22 protein-coding genes are annotated in these 19,094 nt (G+C 66.1%); 18 read left to right on the top strand and 4 right to left on the bottom strand.

Features of this window, described 5'->3' with window-relative positions:
- Window positions 1-90: 90 nt before the first annotated feature.
- The 10 genes from hisB to tatC all read left to right on the top strand — a co-directional run bounded on the left by hisB (window position 91) and on the right by tatC (window position 5,617).
- A complete protein-coding gene (hisB, locus tag GPA22_RS07300) occupies window positions 91-678 on the top strand; it encodes an imidazoleglycerol-phosphate dehydratase HisB (RefSeq protein ID WP_169255435.1) in 588 nt (195 codons plus the stop codon).
- A gap of 43 nt (window positions 679-721) precedes the next feature.
- On the top strand, window positions 722-1,360 hold the full coding sequence (hisH, locus tag GPA22_RS07295) for an imidazole glycerol phosphate synthase subunit HisH (RefSeq protein ID WP_169255434.1): 639 nt from the start codon (window positions 722-724) through the stop codon (window positions 1,358-1,360).
- A gap of 105 nt (window positions 1,361-1,465) precedes the next feature.
- Window positions 1,466-2,173 (top strand): 1-(5-phosphoribosyl)-5-[(5-phosphoribosylamino)methylideneamino] imidazole-4-carboxamide isomerase, encoded by a 708-nt coding sequence (locus tag GPA22_RS07290; RefSeq protein ID WP_343035974.1) that lies wholly within the window; start codon window positions 1,466-1,468, stop codon window positions 2,171-2,173.
- A complete protein-coding gene (hisF, locus tag GPA22_RS07285; protein WP_169255516.1) occupies window positions 2,173-2,931 on the top strand; it encodes an imidazole glycerol phosphate synthase subunit HisF in 759 nt (252 codons plus the stop codon). Before GPA22_RS07290 ends, hisF begins: the two co-directional genes overlap by 1 nt.
- Entirely contained in the window at window positions 2,928-3,329 is a 402-nt protein-coding gene (gene hisI, locus GPA22_RS07280) for a phosphoribosyl-AMP cyclohydrolase (RefSeq protein ID WP_169255433.1), read from the top strand. The genes hisF and hisI overlap by 4 nt, the downstream gene beginning before the upstream one ends.
- Entirely contained in the window at window positions 3,326-3,652 is a 327-nt protein-coding gene (locus GPA22_RS07275) for a phosphoribosyl-ATP diphosphatase (protein WP_169255432.1), read from the top strand. The genes hisI and GPA22_RS07275 overlap by 4 nt, the downstream gene beginning before the upstream one ends.
- Before the next feature lie 7 nt (window positions 3,653-3,659).
- The gene (locus tag GPA22_RS07270; protein ID WP_169255431.1) at window positions 3,660-4,007 is read left to right on the top strand and encodes a histidine triad nucleotide-binding protein; all 348 of its coding nucleotides are present in this window, start codon (window positions 3,660-3,662) and stop codon (window positions 4,005-4,007) included.
- A gap of 10 nt (window positions 4,008-4,017) precedes the next feature.
- The gene (gene tatA / locus GPA22_RS07265) at window positions 4,018-4,242 is read left to right on the top strand and encodes a Sec-independent protein translocase subunit TatA (RefSeq protein WP_169255430.1); all 225 of its coding nucleotides are present in this window, start codon (window positions 4,018-4,020) and stop codon (window positions 4,240-4,242) included.
- A 104-nt stretch (window positions 4,243-4,346) separates the two neighbouring features.
- Entirely contained in the window at window positions 4,347-4,859 is a 513-nt protein-coding gene (gene tatB, locus GPA22_RS07260) for a Sec-independent protein translocase protein TatB (protein ID WP_169255429.1), read from the top strand.
- Window positions 4,856-5,617 (top strand): twin-arginine translocase subunit TatC, encoded by a 762-nt coding sequence (gene tatC / locus GPA22_RS07255; protein ID WP_169255428.1) that lies wholly within the window; start codon window positions 4,856-4,858, stop codon window positions 5,615-5,617. The genes tatB and tatC overlap by 4 nt, the downstream gene beginning before the upstream one ends.
- 25 nt (window positions 5,618-5,642) lie before the next feature.
- Here the strand turns inward: tatC and GPA22_RS07250 are convergent, their stop codons facing one another.
- Window positions 5,643-6,806 carry a Do family serine endopeptidase gene (locus GPA22_RS07250; protein ID WP_169255427.1) on the bottom strand — a complete coding sequence of 388 codons (1,164 nt, stop codon included), beginning with the start codon at window positions 6,804-6,806 and terminating at the stop codon, window positions 5,643-5,645.
- Window positions 6,807-6,879: 73 nt separating this feature from the next.
- Here GPA22_RS07250 and GPA22_RS07245 point away from each other — a divergent pair, with 73 nt between their 5' ends.
- The gene (locus GPA22_RS07245) at window positions 6,880-7,626 is read left to right on the top strand and encodes a Nif3-like dinuclear metal center hexameric protein (protein ID WP_169255426.1); all 747 of its coding nucleotides are present in this window, start codon (window positions 6,880-6,882) and stop codon (window positions 7,624-7,626) included.
- A gap of 30 nt (window positions 7,627-7,656) precedes the next feature.
- On the opposite strand, the gene GPA22_RS07240 is transcribed toward GPA22_RS07245, so the two are convergent.
- Window positions 7,657-9,516 (bottom strand): type IV pilus assembly protein FimV, encoded by a 1,860-nt coding sequence (locus GPA22_RS07240; RefSeq protein ID WP_169255425.1) that lies wholly within the window; start codon window positions 9,514-9,516, stop codon window positions 7,657-7,659.
- Window positions 9,513-9,752 (bottom strand): hypothetical protein, encoded by a 240-nt coding sequence (locus tag GPA22_RS07235; protein ID WP_169255424.1) that lies wholly within the window; start codon window positions 9,750-9,752, stop codon window positions 9,513-9,515. The genes GPA22_RS07240 and GPA22_RS07235 overlap by 4 nt, the downstream gene beginning before the upstream one ends.
- A 29-nt stretch (window positions 9,753-9,781) precedes the next feature.
- Between GPA22_RS07235 and GPA22_RS07230 the strand changes: the two genes are divergently transcribed.
- The 3 genes from GPA22_RS07230 to sucD all read left to right on the top strand — a co-directional run bounded on the left by GPA22_RS07230 (window position 9,782) and on the right by sucD (window position 12,664).
- Window positions 9,782-10,336: a DUF2889 domain-containing protein gene (locus GPA22_RS07230; protein ID WP_169255423.1), complete on the top strand. Its 555-nt coding sequence runs from the start codon at window positions 9,782-9,784 to the stop codon at window positions 10,334-10,336.
- Between the two features lie 262 nt (window positions 10,337-10,598).
- Complete coding sequence (gene sucC / locus GPA22_RS07225; protein ID WP_169255422.1) at window positions 10,599-11,759, top strand: ADP-forming succinate--CoA ligase subunit beta; 1,161 nt, start codon at window positions 10,599-10,601, stop codon at window positions 11,757-11,759.
- Window positions 11,760-11,770: 11 nt separating this feature from the next.
- Window positions 11,771-12,664: a succinate--CoA ligase subunit alpha gene (gene sucD, locus GPA22_RS07220; RefSeq protein ID WP_015434419.1), complete on the top strand. Its 894-nt coding sequence runs from the start codon at window positions 11,771-11,773 to the stop codon at window positions 12,662-12,664.
- A gap of 67 nt (window positions 12,665-12,731) precedes the next feature.
- Here the strand turns inward: sucD and GPA22_RS07215 are convergent, their stop codons facing one another.
- Window positions 12,732-13,394 carry a dioxygenase family protein gene (locus GPA22_RS07215; RefSeq protein ID WP_169255421.1) on the bottom strand — a complete coding sequence of 221 codons (663 nt, stop codon included), beginning with the start codon at window positions 13,392-13,394 and terminating at the stop codon, window positions 12,732-12,734.
- A 294-nt stretch (window positions 13,395-13,688) separates the two neighbouring features.
- Here GPA22_RS07215 and GPA22_RS07210 point away from each other — a divergent pair, with 294 nt between their 5' ends.
- The 4 genes from GPA22_RS07210 (at window position 13,689) to GPA22_RS07195 (ending at window position 18,993) form a co-directional block, all read left to right on the top strand.
- On the top strand, window positions 13,689-16,568 hold the full coding sequence (locus GPA22_RS07210; RefSeq protein WP_169255420.1) for a response regulator: 2,880 nt from the start codon (window positions 13,689-13,691) through the stop codon (window positions 16,566-16,568).
- Window positions 16,569-16,678: 110 nt separating this feature from the next.
- On the top strand, window positions 16,679-17,185 hold the full coding sequence (locus GPA22_RS07205; protein ID WP_169255419.1) for a TlpA family protein disulfide reductase: 507 nt from the start codon (window positions 16,679-16,681) through the stop codon (window positions 17,183-17,185).
- Window positions 17,186-17,322: 137 nt separating this feature from the next.
- The gene (locus GPA22_RS07200; RefSeq protein WP_169255418.1) at window positions 17,323-17,961 is read left to right on the top strand and encodes a DUF47 domain-containing protein; all 639 of its coding nucleotides are present in this window, start codon (window positions 17,323-17,325) and stop codon (window positions 17,959-17,961) included.
- 24 nt (window positions 17,962-17,985) lie between these two features.
- Window positions 17,986-18,993: an inorganic phosphate transporter gene (locus GPA22_RS07195; RefSeq protein ID WP_169255417.1), complete on the top strand. Its 1,008-nt coding sequence runs from the start codon at window positions 17,986-17,988 to the stop codon at window positions 18,991-18,993.
- Window positions 18,994-19,094: the final 101 nt, after the last annotated feature.

The raw sequence follows: 19,094 nt of genomic DNA, 5'->3' as shown, positions 1-19,094 counted from the left end.
CGGCATTGCGGCGGGACAGTCAGGCGATGGTATCATGCCCGAGAGTGGCGCCCGAACGCGCCCGGATCCCTTATTCTCAAGCTGAATCCCATGCGGCAAGCCGAAGTAACTCGCGACACCCTGGAAACCCGGATCACCGTCCGCATCGACCTGGACGGCAGCGGCAAGGCCAGTCTCGCCACGGGCGTGCCCTTCTTTGACCACATGCTCGACCAGATCGCCCGCCACGGCGCGATCGATCTCGACATCAAGGCCGAAGGCGACACCCATATCGACGACCACCACACCGTCGAGGATGTCGGCATCACGCTGGGGCAGGCCTTTGCGAAGGCGCTCGGCGACAAGAAAGGCATCTTCCGCTACGGCCACGCCTACGTGCCGCTCGACGAGGCGCTGTCGCGCGTCGTCGTCGACTTCTCCGGCCGCCCCGGCCTGCACTATTTCGTGAATTACACGCGTGCGCGCATCGGCAACTTCGACGTCGATCTCGCGCGCGAATTCTTCCAGGGCTTCGTCAATCATGCCGGCGTGACCGTGCATGTCGACAACCTGCGCGGCGACAACGCCCATCACCAGTGCGAAACCATTTTCAAGGCCTTCGGTCGTGCGTTGCGCATGGCGGCCCAGCGCGACGAGCGCGCCGCCGGCGTGATCCCGTCGACCAAGGGCGCCCTCTGAGTTTCCGCCAAGCCTTCCGATTTTTCCTGCGAGCGATTCCGCGATGAGCGACGTAGCCATCATCGACTACGGCATGGGCAACCTGCGTTCGGTTGCCAAGGCGGTCGAACATGTTGCCCCCGGCAAAACAGTCGTCGTGACCTCCGACCCGTCGGTCGTTGCCGCCGCCGGGCGTGTGGTGTTCCCGGGGCAGGGCGCAATGCCCGACTGCATGCGCGAACTGGAGCTGCGCGGCCTGCGCCGCGCCGTGCTCGCGGCCGCCGCGTCCAAGCCTTTCCTCGGCATCTGCATCGGCCAGCAGATGCTCTTCGGCCACAGCGAGGAAGGCGACGTGCCCGGACTGGGCATCCTGCCCGGGAAGGTCATCCGCTTTCCCGACGCGAAGATGGTCGCCGCCGACGGTTCGCGCCTGAAGGTGCCGCACATGGGCTGGAACGGCGTGCAGCAGCACGTCCCGCATCCGCTGTGGGAGGGCATCCCCGACGGCGAGCGCTTCTATTTCGTGCATAGCTATTTCGTGCAGCCCGACGAGCAGTCGCTGGTTGCGGCCGAAACCGCTTACGGTTTGATGTTTACCAGTGCAGTCGCGCGGGATAACATCTTCGCGGTTCAGTTCCATCCCGAAAAGAGTGCGCAGGCGGGCCTGCGGATGCTTGCAAATTTCATCTCCTGGGCTCCCTGACGAGCGCCGTCGAGACTCCGTCCGTCGGCTCCTTTCCACACCTGAAATGCAACTCTTCCCCGTATGCTGCTGATTCCCGCTATCGATCTGAAGGACGGCTAGTGCGTGCGCCTCAAGCAGGGCGAAATGGACGACGCCACGGTGTTCTCCGAGCAACCGGCCGCGATGGCGCGGCACTGGATCGACCTCGGTGCGCGCCGTCTGCACCTCGTAGACCTCAATGGCGCCTTTGCCGGCAAGCCCAAGAACGGCGCTGCGATCCGTGCGATCGTCGATGAGGTCGGCGACGATATCCCCGTCCAGCTGGGCGGCGGCATCCGCGACCTCGACACGATCGAGCACTACCTCGACAACGGCATCTCGTACATCATCATCGGCACGGCCGCGGTGAAGAACCCCGGCTTCCTGCACGATGCGTGCGGCGCCTTTCCGGGGCACATCATCGTCGGCCTCGATGCCAAGGACGGCAAGGTCGCCGTCGACGGCTGGTCGAAGATGACCGGCCACGACGTCGTCGACCTCGCGAAGAAGTACGAGGACTACGGCGTCGAAGGCGTGATCTATACCGATATCGGCCGCGACGGCATGCTTTCCGGTGTGAACATCGAGGCTACCGTGCGTCTGGCGCAGGCGCTGCGTATCCCGGTCATCGCCAGTGGCGGCATCGCTTCGCTCGCCGACATCGACGCGCTGTGCGCGGTCGAATCGGAAGGCGTCACCGGCGCGATCACCGGCCGCGCGATCTACGAAGGCACGCTCGACTTCGCCGCCGCGCAGGCACGCGCGGACGAGCTCAACGGCGAAACTGCATGATGCTGGCCAAGCGCATCATCCCCTGCCTGGATGTGAATGCCGGGCGTGTCGTGAAGGGCGTCAATTTCGTCGAACTGCGCGACGCCGGCGATCCGGTCGAGATCGCCCGCCGCTACGACGAGCAGGGCGCCGACGAGATCACCTTCCTCGACATTACCGCGAGCTCCGACGCGCGCGACACGATCATCCATGTGGTCGAGCAGGTCGCCGAGCAGGTCTTCATTCCGCTGACGGTGGGCGGCGGCGTGCGCACGGTCGAGGATGTCCGTCGCCTGCTCAATGCAGGCGCCGACAAGGTCAGCATCAACACCGCTGCGGTGAACAACCCGCAGGTCGTCGCCGATGCGGCCGGCAAGGTCGGCAGCCAGTGCATCGTCGTCGCGATCGACGCGAAGCAGACCGCGCCCGGCAAGTGGGAAGTGTTCACCCACGGCGGTCGCAACAACACCGGGCTCGACGCGATCGAGTGGGCGAAGAAGGTCGCCGCCCTCGGCGCAGGCGAGATCCTGCTCACGAGCATGGACCGTGACGGGACGAAGATCGGTTTCGATCTCGCGCTCACGCGCGCGGTGTCGGATGCGGTGCCGATCCCCGTGATCGCCAGCGGCGGTGTCGGCACGCTGGAGCATCTCGCCGAGGGCGTCTCCGAAGGACGCGCGGATGCGGTACTCGCCGCGAGCATCTTCCATTTCGGCCAGCACACGGTGCGTGAAGCGAAGGAGCTGATGCGCGCCCGCGGCATCGAGGTACGACTGTGAGCACCACCAATTCCGCCCGCTGGCTCAACGACATCCGCTGGGACGATCAGGGCCTCGTGCCCGTGATCGCGCAGGAAGCCGCGACCGGCGACGTGCTGATGTTCGCATGGATGAACCGTGAAGCGCTGCAGCGCACCGCCGAGACGGGCGAGGCGATCTACTGGTCGCGGTCGCGCCGCAAGCTGTGGCACAAGGGCGAGGAATCCGGGCACGTGCAGAAGGTGCACGAAATCCGCATCGATTGTGACAACGATGTGGTATTGCTCAAGGTCGAGCAGATCGGCGGAATCGCCTGCCATACCGGGCGCCACACCTGCTTTTTCCAGCGCCACCTGGCCGAGGGCTCGTGGGAAGCCGTCGAGCCGGTACTCAAGGATCCCAAGGATATCTATAAATGATCGACATCGAAGTCCTGCATCGCGTCGCCGCGACCCTGGCCGAGCGCAAGAAGGCCGATCCCGATTCTTCCTACGTCTCCAGCCTGTACTCCAAGGGCACCGACGCGATCTGCAAGAAGGTCGCCGAGGAGGCCGCCGAGACCATCATGGCGGCCAAGGACAAGGATATGCTGCACATCGTCTGGGAAGTGACCGACCTGTGGTTCCATTCGATGGTGCTGCTGGCGCACTTCGGCCTGTCGGTCGACGACGTGCTGGCTGAATTCCGGCGCCGCGAAGGTGTCTCAGGGATTGACGAGAAGAAGTCCCGCACGACGGCCTGAGGTGAAGATGAGCGACTGCATTTTCTGCCGGATCGCCGCCGGCGAGATCCCGGCGAAGAAGCTGTACGAGGACGAGCACGTGCTCGCGTTTCACGACATCAATCCGGTTGCGCCGGTGCATTTCCTCGTGATCCCGAAGCTGCATGTTCCGTCGATGGGCGAGCTGGGGGCCGAGCACGTCGAGCTCATGGGGCGGGTGATGACCACCGCAGCCCGTCTTGCGCGCGAAAACGGCTGCGGCGAAGGTTACCGCACGATCATCAACACCGGCAGGGTGGGGCGGCAGGAGGTGTATCATCTGCACGTTCATATCCTGGGTGGCCCGGAAGTGCTTCCGGCCATGTTGAAGCGTTAAGGAGAGCAGTATGGGTTCATTCAGTATCTGGCACTGGCTGATCGTTCTGGTGATCGTCGTGCTGGTGTTCGGTACCAAGAAGCTGCGCAACATCGGCCAGGATCTGGGCGGCGCGGTGAAGGGCTTCAAGGACGGCATGAAGGAGTCGGAAAAATCCGACGATGCGCAGCAGAAGATCGGCGGCGACACCATCGACGTCCAGGCGCGGGAAAAGACCGACAAGCTGCATTCCTGAGCCCGCCCGGGCGATGTCGGCAACGAGGGGCGCGGCGGCTTTGCGCCCCTTCGTTTTGATGCCGCCGCCGTGTGTGCGACCAGGCTCGTACAGGCTCCAACATCATGTTCGATTTCGGTTTTTCTGAACTCATCGTCATCGCGGTGGTGGCGCTCGTCGTCGTCGGTCCCGAGCGCCTGCCCAAGGTCGCTCGCACCGCAGGCCACCTCCTCGGGCGACTCCAGCGCTACGTCAGCGACGTCAAGTCGGATATCCAGCGCGAAATGCAGCTCGAAGACCTGAAAAAATTGCAGCAGCAGGTCGAGCAGCAGGCGCGCGAGCTCGAGTCGTCGATGCGCAGCCAGGCCCAGAGCGTCGAGGCGGATCTGGAGAAAACCGTGGCGGAAGCGAAAAGCGGCCTTTCCGGCGACACGGCTGCGGCGGCGTCCGGGACGACACCCGCGCCGGTCGTGGAGGCCCCGCCGCCGGTGGTCGTCACCATCCTTGGCGCCGAGGCCGCTTCGGCGGATGGCGCGGCGGAGCCGCAGGTGGATAGCCGCCAACTCGAACTCGGACTCGGGCCGGCTTCCGCGCCGGCCGCCGCCCCGACCACGGACAAGGCCACGGACAAAGCATGAGCACCGCGCAGGAAACCTTCATCTCGCACCTCGTCGAGCTGCGTGACCGCCTCCTGCGTGCGATGCTGGCGGTCCTCGTCGTGTTCCTGTGCCTGATGCCGTGGGCGAGCGATGTGTACGACCTCCTCGCGCAACCGATGATGAGGACGCTCCCGCAGGGCACACACATGATCGCTACCGGCGTCGTGACGCCGTTCTTCGTTCCGGTCAAGGTGACGATGCTGGCGGCTTTCGTGATCGCGCTGCCGGTCGTGCTGTATCAGGCCTGGGCCTTCGTCGCGCCCGGCCTGTACGCCCACGAACGGCGTCTCGGACTGCCGCTCGTGCTCGGCAGCACGATCCTGTTCCTGCTCGGAGTGGCCTTCTGCTACTTCTTCGTGTTCGGGACGGTCTTCAAGTTCATCGCGCAGTTCGCGCCCAAGAGCATCACGCCGGCGCCGGACATCGAGCAGTACCTGTCCTTCGTGATGACGATGTTCCTCGCGTTCGGCCTGACCTTCGAGGTGCCCGTGGCGGTGATCCTGCTCGTGAAGACCGGCGTCGTCAGCATCGCGAAGCTGGTCGAGGCGCGCCCCTATGTAATCGTCGGCGCCTTCATCGTCGCGGCCGTGATCACGCCGCCTGACGTGGTGTCCCAGCTCCTGCTCGCCGTGCCGATGTGCCTGCTGTACGAGGCGGGCATCATCATTGCCCGCTTGATCAGCAAGGACCGGGAAAGCAGCACGGACGAGGCTCTCGAGCGCATCGAGAGCAAGTAAGGAAGCCCGCCCCGGGGCGCCGTGTTCAGCGCTCCGCGACGGGCGCGGGGCGGCGCCCGATCTCGACCTGCAGATCGACTTCGGCGTTGGCCCGACGCACCCGGAAGTTCGCGCTGTGCCCGGGCATCAGGCCCGCCACCATTTCCAGCATCCCCTTGGGGTCGTGCACCGGCTTGCCCGCAACGCCGACGAGGATGTCGCCCGGGCGGATGCCGGCGCGTTCGGCGGGGCTGTCGCGCAGCACGCCGGCGATGAGCGCGCCCTCGGTGCCCGTGAAGCCGAAGGATTCCGCGAGTTCCGGCGTGATCTCCTGGATCTCGACGCCGATCCAGCCGCGCGTGACCTGCCCGGTCGAGACGATCTGCTCCAGCACGTTGCGCGCGATGGACACCGGGATCGCGAAGCCGATCCCCAGGGAGCCTCCCGAGCGTGAATAGATCGCCGTGTTGATGCCCACCAGGTTGCCCTGGCTGTCGACCAGCGCGCCGCCGGAGTTGCCGGGATTGATCGCCGCGTCGGTCTGGATGTAGTTCTCGAAGGTGTTGATGCCGAGCTGGCTGCGCCCGAGGGCCGAGACGATGCCCATCGTGACCGTCTGCCCGACGCCGAAGGGGTTGCCGATCGCGAGGACCACGTCGCCGACCTGCAGCACTTCCTGCTGGGCGAAAGTGATTGCCGGCAGCTTGCCGTTGCCCTGCAGCCGGAGCACCGCGAGGTCGGTTTCCGGGTCGCGGCCGACGAGGCGCGCCGGAAACTTGCGGCCGTCGTTGAGTGCGACCTCGATCTCGTCTGCGCCTTCGATGACGTGGTTGTTGGTCAGGATGAATCCGTCCGGGCTGGCGATGACGCCCGATCCCAGGCCGGATGCGCGTTGCGAGGGCGCCTTTTCCTGCCGGTCACCGAAGAAATGGCGGAAGATGGGATCGTCGAGCAGCGGGTGGCGCTGGCGGGCGACATCCTTGGCAGTATAGATATGGACCACGGCCGGCATCGAGCGCTTGGCTGCGTCGGCGTAGGAGTTCGGTCCCGGAGCCGCCGTCGCGGGGTCGCCACCGGGCGCCTCGAAGATGGAAACCACGGCGGCGGGTGCCGCGCCCTTGAACCATTCCGGCTTCAGCGTGTTCAGTACAAACAGCACCGCGACGCTCACGGTCACGGCCTGCGCGAAGATCAGCCAGAGGCGGCGCATAATGTTGCTCGAATTGGGCGGGCTGTGTGTGTCGTGCTCGCCGTGAGGCCAGGAAATCAGGAGTGGGGACCGTATGCAACTCGCCGAACTGCAAGCTCATCTGGATGAACTGCTGGAAGTCCCACGGTTCCGGGATTATTCCCCAAACGGCTTGCAAGTGGAAGGACGGGCCGAGGTGCTCCGCGTGCTGTGCGGTGTGACGGCGAGCCAGGCGCTGCTCGATCGCGCCGTCGCCGAAGGCGTCGATGCCATCATCGTGCATCACGGCTGGTTCTGGCGCGGCGAGGATGGCCGCATCACGGGGATTCGCAAGCGGCGCATCGCGACGCTGCTGAGGAATGACATCAGCCTGCTCGCTTATCATCTGCCGCTCGATGCCCACCCGCAGCTCGGTAACAACGCGCAGCTTGCGGCCGTTGTGGGCTGGGTGGGCGAGGGGCGATTCGGTGAACAGGATCTCGGGTGGATCGGCCGGCCCGAGCGGCCGGGCACTGCCGAACAGGTTGCGCGTTCGCTCGCCGCCCGGCTCGGGCGCGAACCGCTGCTGGTGGGTGAAGGGGGGCGGGCCGTGAGCCGCGTCGCGTGGTGTACGGGAGGCGCGCAAGGCTACTTCGAGCAGGCTATCGCGGCCGGGGCCGATCTCTACGTGTCGGGCGAGATTTCCGAACAGACGGTGCACCTCGCGCGCGAATCGGGCGTTCCATACATCGCGGCGGGGCACCACGCGACGGAGCGCTACGGCATCCACGCGCTGGCGCAATACCTCGGGCAGACCCTCGGTATCGACGCGCAGTTTGTCGACCTCGACAACCCGGTTTAGGCGGGGGAGGCCGGGGTCGCACGTGCCTTCTCAGGCGGGCTGGGGAGGGACGGCAACGGCCGAATCGCCGCTTGCGGGCGAGGGCGTCTCTGCTTGTGGCCGATACGTGCCCAGCTGGTCTTCGAGAATCGCCGCGAGCAGCAGGATCTCGTCGATCACGCTGAGCGGGAAGCCTTCGCGCGTGCCGTCGCGGTTGTCGCGCAGGAGATGCTCGAGATAGGCCTGGCAGTCGCGCGTGCCCCACGTCTCTTGCACGTTCCGGGCCAGGTGCTCCATCTGCTCGATCGAATTCCGGGCCTGGCGTGCCTCGTCGAAGCTGTCCCAGGTGACCGCCTTGACGTTGAAGGTCTTGTTGAGTTGCATTGCCAGCGCGTCGAACTCCTCGCGCAGGTCGGCGGTCCGATAGACCTCCATGAGCTTGAGCCACGGCGTGACGGCCCGCTTCGGATTCGATGCGATGAACTCGGCGAGCGTGTCCGCCGCACCGCGGATGCGCCCGAAGCCCATCATGATCTCGGCGAGTTCGATGGCGGATTCGTGTTCCTCTGCGGTTTCCTCGATCGCGGCAGGGGCGGCGGGCGTATGCGCGGCTACGGACGCAGCTGGTATGACGGCGGCGATCGGCGCGATAGGGGCGATCGAAATGGGTTGCGCGAATATGTCGTCCGCCATCTCCCATTCCGGTGATGCATGCGTGGCAATGACATTCGCCGGCGTCGGCAGGATCTGCGGCTGTCGGGCGAAGTCGGCTTCGGTCGTGGTATCGGGCGCCGGTTCGATGCGCCGGGTCGGCGGGGGGGCGGCCGCTTTTTTTGCAACGGGAAGGGACGTGCGCTTCGATTCCGGTTCGCTCCGCGGGAGCGACCCTTGGCGGCGCTTGCGGATCCAGGCGAGCGCACCGGCAAGTGCCAGAGACACGAACCCGATCGTCAGGGTGCCGCGTTTCCAGCCTTCCGCGACGCTGTGGTCGGGCTCGAGCGGCTTCGGCGGCGGCGGTGCGTCGACGATCACTGGATCGGCGGACGACGTCGCCGCGGAGGGCTGTGACTGCTTGTACTCCGCGAACATGCGCGATTGCACGGCTTCGAGCTGGCGGATGCGCTCGTTGAGTTCGAGCTGCGCGACAATCGTGCGGTCGATTGCCATGATCACGGATTGCTCGCGGCGCAGTTGCTCGCGCTGGGCGTCGGTGGTCGAGTCGATGCGTGCGAGGCTGCCGAGTTGGATGCTCAGGCGCAGGCCGGCGCCCGGTGTCCCGGATTCGCCGCCGCCGAGTTCCAGGCGATCCTGGCGGGGCGATCCCTTTGGGGCGGAGCGACTGCTGGGGGTGGCCGCCTCACGTGCCGTCGACGGCGCGGCGGTGGTGTCGGCCGGGGGCGTGGTCCGGCGGTAGTCACGCGGACGCCGCGGCGGTTCCTGCGCAACGGCGCTCTCGCTCACCGTGTCGGGGCGGGAAGTGGCTCCATCGTTGGCAGTTTCGCCTGCTACGGCAGTGGTGTCGGGGAATGCGAGCAGGACGGTGTATTCGCGGCGCAGGCGGCTGTCGCAGTTGTCCTCGATGGCGAAACTGACGGCCGGCTCGAAGCTCGGGAGCCGGTGAGAGAGCACGAGCCGCGATTCCGGGTCGCGTCCGGCCACGTCGAGGCGCGCATTCCGCAGCCGCGGTACCCCGTTCGGGGTCGAGGCGGCTGTGAGGCGCAGGCATTCACCGAGCCGTGACGCGCTACCCTGGAGAATGGAAATCTCGATCCTGAGCGGTTCGCCGATCTTCGACACCGACACCGGTTCGCCCAGAACGACCGCGCCGGACGTCGTCGGTGCGAGCGCCAGCAGGGCCGTGAGGAGTAGGGATGCGGAATCCCCGGGGGTCAGGCGCTGCTGTGTCGTCATCGTCTGCTCATGCGCTGGCAAAGGCAGGGCGCAAATCCGTATCTTGTATCAAATCGTTGCGGCGCATTGTAACGAATTTGCATTGTCGTTGCGTGTTGTTCCGTGAAATCAAAGGATTTGTTGCGGTGCGAAATGACGTTCGGTAATTGTCGGCGGCGCGCCAGGGCGATGGTCCCGATGGCGGGCAGGCGCGGGTTTCCCTCTCCTGCGGAAAGGACGTCGATTCGCGGTAACATTCAGCTTTCCATACGTTGCCGTACGTCTCATGCCGCTCTCTCCTCCGAAGTGCGCACGTAGTCCCGCGCATCTGCGACAGATCACGGTCGAAGGTTTTCGCCGCGACGACGGTCTGCTGGAGCTCGAGGCCTGCCTGCGCGACACAAAGGCCGTCGATTACCCGCTTGCGTCGGGCGTCCGCCGCGCGGGCGATCCCGTGCACGAGATGCGCGTGCGCATCACGATCGATGCGGCGTTCAACATCGTCGATGCCGAGGCGTGTTCGGACCGCGTTCCGTACGCCGGCGAATGCGACACGATCGGGCCGGCGTACGGGCGGCTCGTCGGACTGAACCTGATCCGCGGCTTTCGTCGCAATGTCGGGGAGATGTTCGCCGACGTGCGGGGTTGCTCGCACGTGACCGAACTGCTGATGAGCCTCCCGACGGCAGCCGTGCAGACCTTCGCGACTTTCCGGCGCGACAACGAGGACAGTGCGGAGAAGCCGTTCCAGCTCGACAAGTGCCACGCGCTCGAGAGTTCGCGCGAAACGGTGCGCCGTTACTACCCCAAGTGGTACCGCAAGCCCGCGGCCGACGCGTAACCACGGCGTGCCCGGCGGTTGACAGACTTGCGCGGGACTCGCGATTCTGCACTGCGCAATTGCGGTTATAATCCAAAGATCTTGCGACCTTCGGGCCCGTTCGGGGTCGGGGTCGAGAGGTCGGGCCGGGCGACACACGGCCGGTCGGGAGCGGTATGCGTCGGTCGAGGGAGACGGCGTATGTCGTGGAGCGATGCTCCGAAGCGTCCCATCAACCTGTTTGCGGCGCCCCTGGCGTCGCGGCTTCGATCGAAGGGCAATCATGAAGATTCATGAGTATCAGGCAAAAGAACTACTAAGGAAGTATGGCGTCGTGACGCCGCGCGGTTTCCACACCGTGTCGGTCGATGGTGCGGTGAAGGCAGCCGAGGAACTCGGCGGCAAGGTTTGGGTCGTGAAGGCGCAGATCCACGCCGGCGGCCGCGGCAAGGGCGGTGGCGTGAAGCTCGCGCGCTCGCTGGACGAAGTGCGCCAGTACGCGAACGAGATCCTCGGCATGCAGCTGATCACGCACCAGACCGGTCCGGAAGGCCAGAAAGTGCGCAACCTGCTGATCGAGGAAGGCGCCGACATCAAAAAAGAATACTACGTTGCTGCGCTGACCGACCGCGCCACGCAGAAGGTCGCGATGATGGCCTCCTCCGAAGGCGGCATGGACATCGAGGAAGTCGCGCACAGCACCCCCGAGAAGATCCTGAAGGAATTCGTCGATCCGCTGGTCGGCCTGACCGACAAGCAGGCCGAGAACCTCGCGCGCGGCATCGGCGTGCCGGAGGCCTCCGTCGCGAAGGCAGTGGACACGCTGAAGCGCCTGTACACCTGCTACATGGAAACCGATGCCTCGCTGGCGGAAATCAACCCGCTGATCCTCGAAGGCAACGGCAACATCAAGGCGCTCGACGCCAAGTTCAACTTCGACTCGAACGCCCTCTACCGTCACCCGGAAATCGTCGATTTCCGTGACTTCGACGAGGAAGACGCGGACGAGATCGAGGCATCGAAGTTCGACCTCGCCTACATCTCGCTCGACGGCAACATCGGCTGCCTGGTGAACGGCGCCGGTCTGGCGATGGCCACGATGGACACGATCAAGCTGTTCGGCGCCGAGCCGGCCAACTTCCTTGACGTCGGCGGCGGCGCGACGACCGAGAAGGTCACCGAGGCGTTCAAGATCATGCTCAAGAACCCCAAGGTCAAGGGCATCCTCGTGAACATCTTCGGCGGCATCATGAAGTGCGACACCATCGCCACCGGCGTGGTCGCTGCTGCCAAGGAAGTCAATCTCTCCGTCCCGCTCGTGGTGCGCATGAAGGGCACCAACGAAGACCTCGGCAAGAAGATCCTCGCCGAGTCGGGCCTGCCGATCATCTCCGCCGACACGATGGCGGAAGCTGCGACCAAGATCGTCGCGGCGGTCAAGTAAGGAGAGTTTGAATGTCCATCCTGATCAACAAAGACACCAAGGTCATCACCCAGGGCATCACGGGCAAGACCGGTCAGTTCCACACCGAGAAGTGCCAGGAATACGCGAACGGCAAGAACTGCTTCGTTGCCGGCGTGAATCCGAAGAAGGCGGGCGAGAAGATCTTCGACATCCCCATCTACGCTTCGGTGAAGGAAGCCGCCGCCGAGACCGGCGCGACCGTGTCCGTGATCTACGTGCCGCCGGCAGGTGCCGCCGACGCGATCTGGGAAGCCTGCGAGGCCAACCTGGATCTGGCGATCTGCATCACCGAAGGCATCCCGGTCCGCGACATGCTGGTGGTGCGCAACAAGATGAAGGAAAAGGTTGCCAAGGGCGGCAAGGAAACCCTGCTGCTGGGACCGAACTGCCCGGGACTCATCACGCCGGACGAGATCAAGATCGGCATCATGCCGGGTCACATCCACCGCAAGGGCCGCATCGGCGTCGTGTCGCGTTCGGGCACGCTGACCTATGAAGCCGTCGCGCAGCTGACCGAAATCGGTCTGGGCCAGTCTTCCGCGGTCGGTATCGGCGGCGACCCGATCAACGGCCTGAAGCACATCGACGTGATGCGCATGTTTAACGACGATCCGGACACCGACGCGGTGATCATGATCGGCGAGATCGGCGGTCCGGACGAGGCGGAAGCCGCGCAGTGGTGCAAGGCCAACATGAAGAAGCCGATCGTCGGCTTCATCGCCGGCGTGACCGCGCCGGCCGGCAAGCGCATGGGCCACGCCGGTGCGCTGATCTCGGGTGGTGCCGACACCGCCGACGCCAAGCTCGCCATCATGGAAGAGTGCGGCTTCAAGGTGACGCGCAACCCCTCCGAGATGGGCAAGCTGCTGAAGGCGATGCTGTAAGCGTCGTTCCTTTCGCTGCACCGAAAAGCGCCGGCGAGTCCGGCGCTTTTTTTTGCGTGCGGCGCCTTCAGCGCGCTGCAAGCACCAGATCGAAGCGGGCGGCCAGTGCGCCGCCTGAGGCGGTCGCGCGATCGGCGACGGCATCGACCGTCAGCGCCTCGCGTTCGGGCGGCGCGTAGCCGTTGCCTTCGCGGTTGTTGCCGCGGAAATACATCTGCGTGACGAATTCCGGGCGTCCCGGCTGAGCGATGCGGAAATGCACGTGTGGCGGTCGCGAGCCATAGTTTCCGGGCATGATGGTCAGGAAGTCGTAGCGGCCTTCCGCGTCGGTCATCACGCGGCCATAGCCTTGGAACGCCGGGTCGCGGGTGGACGGATTGACGCCGGGATGGCGGTAGCGCCCCTTCGCGTCGGCCTGCCAGATTTCGACCGCCGCGTCGACGATGGGGCGGCCGTTGGTGTCGCGCAGGACGCCGCCGAGGCGCAGGCGTTGGCCGGTGGTGGCGAGCTTGCCCGAACCGGTGAGCCGTGTCAGGTCGCCGTCGATGTCACCGTCCCAGTCGAGCGGGTAGAAGGGGCCCAAGTCGTCGGTTGGCGTCGGCCGCAGCGTTGCCGCGTGGCCGACGAGCGGCACGAGAAGACCCGCCGAAAGCGACAGCAGCGGCAGGCTGGCGAGCCAGCGGGTGACCTGGCGACGCATCGGGTTGCGCTTCGCCGCAATTGGATCCATGGTTGTCTCCGATCGGGATTTTGCAGATTTCGAGGGCGCGTGTGCGAGCGAGTTCCGCTGCGGCCGCGGCGCAAGCCGCTCCGGGTGACAGTCCCGTACAGCGAACAGGGCCGAGCGCGGTATGATGACCTCCGACTGGAGCCGTGCGCCGATTCCCAGGCTGCCCGCCAGTATGCACTTCGGAATTGCCCGGCCCTTCGGCGCATGCGTCGATGAACGTCGAATTCAGGAGACGAGGAGTGCAAATGTTCGTCTTGCGGGTGCCATTCGGCAGTCCCCGACAGGAGCCGGCAGATGAAAAACGGCCGCATTGAAGTGCGCTCCCCCGCCGACGAGGCGCGTTTTCGCATGCTGTTCGAGGACGCACGTCATGCGATCGTGCTCATCGAGAACGGCCGCTTCGTCGCTGCCAACCGCGCGGCACTGGAACTCCTGCGCGTCGACAGCCTCGACCGGCTCCTCGGTCGCAGCCCCGCCGATATCTCGCCGCCCTTCCAGGCCGACGGTGCGTCTTCGGCTGCGCGGACCGAGGAGATGTCACGCCGGGCGCTGGCCGACGGCGGGGGGCGCTTCGAGTGGGAGCACCTGCGCGGCGACGGCACGCTCGTCGCGGTGGATGTCCTCGTCACCGTGATCCGCGATGGCGAGCGCGCGCTGCTGCATTCGGTGCTTACCGACGTCACCGCGCAGAAACAGGCGCAGCGGGAACTGGCGCAGTACCGCGAGCGGCTGGAAGCCCTCGTTGCCGAGCGTACGGCCGAACTGGCCGCGGTCAGCGCCTCGCTGCGCGAAGCCAACGCCGAGCAGCAGGCGATCCTCGATACGGCCACCTCGGGTATCGCGCTGATCAAGGAGCGCGTGCTGGTCCGCTGCAACCGGCGTCTGCACGAGATGTTCGGTTGGCCGTCGGGTGGGCTCGTCGGCCAGCGCACTGTTGTCTGGTATCCCGACGAGGCAGCGCACGCGGCGGGCGGCGACCCGGTGTATGCCGCGATCTGGCGCGGCGAATCACACCGGCGCGAGCAGCAGCTCATGCGGCGCGACGGCACGCTGTTCTGGGCACGGCTGACCGGCACCGCAGTGGATCCGGCGGACCGCGCCAAGGGCTCCGTGTGGGTGATCGACGACATCTCCGCCGAGCGTGATGCGATCGAGCGGATGGAGAGCGCCCGCGCGCTCGCCGAGGACGCCGCGCGCATCAAGTCGGATTTCCTCGCCAACATGAGCCACGAGATCCGCACGCCGATGAATGCCATCATCGGCATGACCTATCTTGCCCTGCGCACGCAGCTCGATGCGCGCCAGCGCGACTACCTGGAGAAGATCCGGGCATCGAGCCAGCACCTGCTCGGCATCATCAACGACGTGCTCGATTTCTCCAAGATCGAGGCCGGCAAGCTGGTCATCGAGCGCATCGATTTCGACCTCGAGAAGACGGTCGCGGACGTCGGCGCCCAGATCGTCGAGAAGACCAATGCGAAGGGGCTCGAACTGGTCATCGACGTGGCGGCGGACGTGCCCGGGCGGCTGGTCGGCGATCCCCTGCGCATCAGCCAGATCCTGCTCAACTACGCCAACAACGCGGTCAAGTTCACCGACCGGGGCGAGATCGTCATGCGCATCCGGCGCGAGCAGGTCGAGGAGGGCGACGTCATCCTGCGCTTCGAGGTGCGCGACACCGGCATCGGCATCGACGACGAGCTGCGCGACCGTCTGTTCCGCAGCTTCGAGCAGGCGGATACGTCGACGACGCGCAAGTACGGCGGCACCGGACTGGGGCTCGCGATCAACAAACGGCTCGCCCGCATGATGGGCGGCAGCGTCGGCGTCGACAGCCGGCCCGGTGCCGGCTCCACCTTCTGGTTCACCTGCCGCCTCGGCATCGGCCGCAGCGAGGGCCATCTGCTCATGCCGGCCCCGGACCTGCGCGGGCTGCGCGCCCTGGTTGCCGACGACAACCGCAGCTCGCGCGAGGTGCTCGCCGAGATGATGCGCGGCATGACTTTTCACGTGCACGCGGTCGATTGCGGGCAGACGGCCGTTGCCGCAGTCGAGCGTGCGGCGCGCGGCGGCGAGCCCTACGACATCGTCCTCCTCGACTGGCAGATGCCCGGGCTCGACGGCGTGGCCGCCGCGCGTGCGATCGGTGAACTGGGCCTGTCGCGGCTGCCCGTGCGCATCGTCGTCACGGCGTACGGGCGCGAGGACGTCGCGCGCACCGCCGTGGGGGGCTGCGTCGATGACGTGCTGCTGAAGCCGGTCACCGCATCGGCGCTGTTCGACACCGCGATCCGTCTGCTCGACGGTGCCCGACGCCCCGCCCGGCCGCCGGCTGCCGCTGGCGAAACCCCGGCCGATCTCGCCGCCATCCGCGGAGCCCGCCTGCTGCTCGTCGAGGACAATGATCTCAACCAGGAAGTCGCGAGCGAGCTCCTCCGCGCTGCGGGCTTTCGCGTCGACATCGCCTCGAACGGCGCGGAAGCGGTGCGATGCGTGCAGCAGGGCGGCTACGATCTCGTCCTGATGGACATGCAGATGCCGGTGATGGACGGCGTGGCCGCGACGCGCGAGATCCGCAGGATGCCTGCCGGCGCCGCCCTGCCCATCGTCGCGATGACCGCCAATGCGATGGCGGGCGACCGTGACCGGTGCATTGCGGCGGGGATGAACGATCACATCGCCAAACCCATCGACCCCGAGCGGCTGTGGGCGGCGCTGGTGCGCTGGATTACGCCGCAGGGGAATGCCGTGACGGCAGGCACGCCCCGCGGATCGGCCGCCGCTCCGGGCGCAGTCCTGGCGCGGCTCGGGCAGGTTCCCGGCCTCGATCCCGATCTCGGCGTGCGGCGCCTGATGGGGAAGGAGGATTTCTACCTCTCGCTGCTGCGCAAGTTCGTCGCCGGTTACGGCGATTTCACGTTGCGTCTGGATGCGGCCATCGTCGCCGGCGACCATGCTGCGGCCGAGCGGCTCGCGCACTCGCTGAAAGGGCTCGCCGGGCAGATCGGGGCCGTGGCCATTCAGGAAGCCGCGGCGGAACTCGAGCGGTGCCTTCGCGAGGGGGTGTCGCCGGCCGTGCTCGACGAGGCTCGTGCCCGTGCCGCGCGCGCGCTTGCGGATCTGCTGGGGGCGCTGTCGACGGAGCTGCCGGCGCCGGACGCGGCGACGCAGTAGCGCCCTGTGGACGCCGCATGCTTGCCAGCGGAACCCTGCGTCCCGGCTGCGCCTGCTATGCTCGCACTTTTCGCAGCCTTCGGCGCTGCGTTTCCGTCCGGTTTGCCACGATGAAGAAATCCCTTGTTTTCCTCGCCCTCTGCCTTGCCGCCTTTGCTGCCCCCGCGTTCGCCACGCCCGGAGAAGTGCCCGAAGGCGGCACCCTGCGCGAGATGCCGATGCAGGGGCTTGGCGCCGGTTCGCGCCTGCTTGGCGACTTTCGCGGCAAGCCGCTGATCATCAACGTGTGGGCGAGCTACTGCCCGCCCTGCCTCGCCGAGATGGGTTCGCTGGAGCGCCTGTCGAAGCGCTACGGCAAGCAGTTCAACGTGATCGGGATCTCGATCGACGACTACCCCGAGCGCGCACAGGCCTTCCTGACCCAGGCGAAGACGAGCTTCCCGCACTTCATCGACCGCCAGCTCGCGCTCGAGAACATGCTCGGCGCCAACCGCATCCCGCTCACCGTGCTGGTCGATGCCGACGGAAAGGTGCTGCACAAGGTGTTCGGCGCCAAGGAATGGGACAGCCCTGAAACCGTCGAGGCGATCCGCAAGGCCTTTGGTTTGCGCATGTAGTTTTCGCCGTGTGTCCGGCCGGGGATGTTGCGCGGGAGGAACGTTTTCCTGCCGAATTTGAGCGCAGAACATTACAGGATTGTTTCCGCTGGTAAAATCGCGCCTGACTTCATAAGGCCACCCGGCAAAACAATCCCATGTTCTCCCGCTTCATGCCCCGTGAGGGACAGTTCTTCACCCTTTTCAACTCCCACGCAGACGAGATCGTGGCCGGCGCGAACGCCTTGGTCGTGCTGATGAAGGCGGTCGGAAAGGACGTGACGGCAGCGGCCAAGGCCACCGCCGACATCGACGAGATCGAGACCCGCGCGGACAAGCTGAACCACGACGTCATGGCGCTGATGCACTCCACGTTCATCACGCCGCTCGACCGCGACGAGATCCACCAGCTGATCTCGCACATGGACGACGTGCTCGACACGATCCAGGACGTCGCCGAAACGGTCTCGCTGTACGACATCGTGGAAGTCACCGAGGAAGCCCAGCGCATCGCCGAGCTCTCGCTCTCCTGCGCCGAGAGCGTGCGCGCCGCGGTCGTGCTGCTGTCGAACATGGACAACGGCCGCGAGATCCTGCGCATCTGCCACGAGATCGACGGTTTCGAATCCGATGCCGACCGCGTGCTGCGCAAGGCGCTGTCGCAGCTCTTCCGCGAGGAGCCCGACGTGCGCGTGGTGCTGAAGATGAAGGGCGTGTACGAGCTGCTCGAATCGGTCACCGACCGCTGCAAGGACGTCGCCAAGATTCTCGAGTCCGTCGTGCTCGAAAACTCCTGACCCGCGATCTCCCGGAAAAACAACATGGCAACTATGGAGATCGGGCTCGCCACGGTGATGTTCCTCGTGGTGCTGGCCCTGCTGTTCGACTTCATGAACGGCTTCCACGATGCGGCGAACTCGATCGCGACGGTCGTCTCGACCGGCGTGCTCAAGCCGCAGCATGCGGTCGCGTTCGCGGCTTTCTTCAACATCGTCGCGATCTTTATCTTCCAGCTGAAGGTCGCGACCACCATCGGCAAGGGCACCATCGACCCGGCGGTCGTCGACCACGTCGTCGTGTTCGGCGCCCTCGTCGGCGCGATCGCGTGGAACGTGATCACCTGGTATTACGGCATCCCGTCGAGCTCCTCGCACGCGCTGATCGGCGGCCTCGTCGGCGCCGCGGTCGCCAAGGGCGGCTTCGGTTCGCTGCTCGCGGCCGGCCTGATCAAGACCGTCGCCTTCATCCTCGTGTCGCCGCTGCTGGGCTTCCTGCTCGGATCGATCCTGATGGTGACGGTGTCCTGGGTCTGCTTCCGCACCTCGCAGCGCAAGGTCGACAAGTGGTTCCGCCGCCTGCAGCTCCTGTCGGCCTCGCTCTACAGCCTGGGCCACGGCGGCAACGACGCGCAGAAGACCATCGGCATCATCTGGATGCTCCTGATCGCCGCGGGCATCAGCCAGAGCACGGACCCGGTGCCGACCTGGGTGATCGTCACGTGCTACCTCGCCATCGGCCTCGGCACGATGTTCGGGGGCTGGCGCATCGTCAAGACCATGGGGCAGCGCATCACCAAGCTCAAGCCGGTGGGTGGCTTCTGTGCCGAGACGGGAGGCGCGATGACGCTGTTCCTCGCCACCGCGCTGGGCATCCCCGTATCGACCACCCACACCATCACCGGCGCCATCGTCGGCGTCGGCTCCTCGCGCAAGGTCTCGGCCGTGCGCTGGGGGGTGGCCGGCAGCATCGTCTGGGCGTGGATCCTCACCATTCCGTGCAGCGCGCTCATCGCCGGTGGCGCCTGGTACGTCGGCCGCATGATCCTCTGACGAGGTGCGTCGGCCGGGCGCGTACGCGCGACCCCGCCAGCTCCGAAATCCGCCCCTCGTCCGTGGAGTCCCCGGCCGGGGGCGGAGGCCTTCCCGCCGTG

The organism is Aromatoleum toluvorans, from assembly GCF_012910905.1.
Lineage (GTDB): Bacteria > Pseudomonadota > Gammaproteobacteria > Burkholderiales > Rhodocyclaceae > Aromatoleum > Aromatoleum toluvorans.
This window is presented reverse-complemented; position numbering and strand designations above follow the sequence as displayed.